Annotated in this window: 2 protein-coding genes and 1 tRNA gene; 1 reads left to right on the top strand and 2 read right to left on the bottom strand. The window is 53.3% G+C overall.

The window, feature by feature from the left end; translation table 11 throughout:
- Both VI895_07320 and VI895_07315 read right to left on the bottom strand, forming a co-directional pair.
- Positions 1-629 (bottom strand): hypothetical protein (locus tag VI895_07320; protein ID HLG19613.1); only part of this gene is annotated, 629 nt, incomplete at its 3' end.
- A gap of 14 nt (positions 630-643) precedes the next feature.
- Positions 644-754 (bottom strand) — tRNA-OTHER (locus tag VI895_07315).
- Between the two features lie 106 nt (positions 755-860).
- Between VI895_07315 and VI895_07310 the strand changes: the two genes are divergently transcribed.
- Entirely contained in the window at positions 861-1,796 is a 936-nt protein-coding gene (locus tag VI895_07310) for a carboxypeptidase regulatory-like domain-containing protein (GenBank protein HLG19612.1), read from the top strand.
- Positions 1,797-2,069: the final 273 nt, after the last annotated feature.

Raw genomic sequence — 2,069 nt, 5'->3', positions numbered from 1 at the left:
GTTAGCAGCAGAAGCCCAAGCCCGCCGAAGATCGCCAGGCCAATCAGCCATCCGGAATTACGGATGGTAACGAAAAGCGGATCGACGTTCAGATAAACCTCGGCGACTCCATCGACTGTCTTGCTTCCACTGAAGTAGATGGGAACATACAGCTCCATGAGATTGCGAAAGGTACCCCGCTCAAACCGATGTTCCTCCTTCTCGAGGGCGGAGATTTCGGCTTCGACGTGACCTTCCAATGCTTCTAGGAGCTCGGGGTTTTTCTTGGCATCCGGGGCCATCTCCAATAGCGCCACCGCATCGGACCAGATGAGCGTCCCCTCCCGGTTGTAGATCTTGACTCTAACGACCTCCGGAAGCGAAAAAAGATCGGCTATTTTTTCTCTAAACAATTCCCAGTCCGTGCCTTTTTGGACACTTTGAAAATCTTTCTCCGTGAGTTTGTGAGCGAGAATGGCGTTAATGTACTTGGCGCGGGTCTCTTTTGTTTCGGTTACCAAATGACCCTCGAACGTTCGCATCCCGAGCTGAAACAGTATTATCGCGATGGCGACAAAACCAAGAAAACCGGCGACTGCAAAACGGCCGAATAGCCGTGTCGGCGAAGTTACGGGTGGAAAATCGACCATAAATCAAATGGCCTTGGCGTCCCTACAGGGATTCGAACCCCGGTTTCCGTATCGAGCCCCCCTTTTCCGTTTCGAGCTTTCGACAAGAGGGATAACGGCGTCCTGGGCCGCTAGACGACAGGGACAACAGAAGTAAGCAGCAAAACCAGTACCACTTCCAAAAGCAATGGATATTGCCTCTCCTAGAAATGTACACCAAGACCAGAAAAGTGGAGCCGTACGGGTAAGCCCGTGGGGCGAAATCCTGAGCAAGAGGCCCCGGCCAAGGCCGGGGCCTCGCGTCGAAGGGTGGAATTGGCTCCCCTATCTTGTGCCTGGGAAAAAGTCTGCGTGATTTCTTATCAGCAGGAAAATCGGCGCTTAACATTCGCCCACCCTGCGCGCACCAGAAGCGGTGCCCGCGCTGGCGTAGAATTTGCTCAGGTCACTGACAAATTTTTTGAAAGGATGGAAACTATGGATCTAAAGTTGATGGCTGCACGAATCGGCCGAACGCTAGTTGCGGTGTCTGGGGGATTACTCGTCCTCGGCGTATTTCAACCACTCTGGGCCCAGTCCGGAGGTAGCATTTCGGGGCGTGTGGTGTTCGTCGGAGACGCACCGCAAGCGAAGAAGGTGAAGGTGACAAAGGATAATGAGAAATGCGGTTCGGAGATCTTGAACGAAGAATTAATCGTTTCGGCCGACCGTGGGATTAAGAATGCTGTTGTCAGTGTTGCTGGAGTCAAAGGAAAACCCCAAGGAAGCCCCACCCTGGACCAGAAGGGATGCACCTTTGCTCCGCACGTCGTGATCGTGCCGACTGGAGGATCTCTGGATATTCTTAACAACGACGGTATCCTGCACAATTTCCACACGAGCAGCAGCAAGAATGCGGTAATCAACAAGGCGCAGCCCGGTTTCAAGAAAAAAATGACAGAAACCTTTGCGCAGGCGGAGCTTATAAAGGTTGTCTGTGACGCGCATTCGTGGATGGCCGGTTGGGTTGTCGTTACCGATGACAAATCGGCGGTGAGCGCGGATGGCGGCGCCTTTAAGATTACCGATGTCCCGCCGGGAACACACAAGGTCGAGGTCTGGCATGAGACCTTGGGAAAGCTGACTAAAGAGGTTACCGTCAAAGCCGGTGAGGAGGCTAAGATAACAATCGAGTTAAGCAAGAAGTAACTACGTTCGGACTGACGTCCGTGCAATACTCCCTCCGAGACGTTCAGAACGCCTCGCCCAATGGCGGGGCGTTCTGACGTCGGGGGCTGAACAATCGAGAGTATCGCCGCCCGCTATTTGCACCGGCTCAACTTCACTTGAGAGTGACGAGTTTTCGTATTGCCGGAGTTATCCGGCGAGCCTGAAGCCGGGCGTTCGTGCTGGATCGAGCTTGTCAGCGATGAATTTTATGAAGAAGTGCTTTGGGGACGTTCTCAAGAGAAATTCCGGGAA

The organism is Bdellovibrionota bacterium, assembly GCA_035292885.1.
In the GTDB taxonomy this organism is placed as follows: Bacteria; Bdellovibrionota_G; JALEGL01; order JALEGL01; family DATDPG01; genus DATDPG01.
Note: the sequence above shows the minus strand (reverse complement) of the source record. Positions and strands in the feature narration are given on the sequence as shown.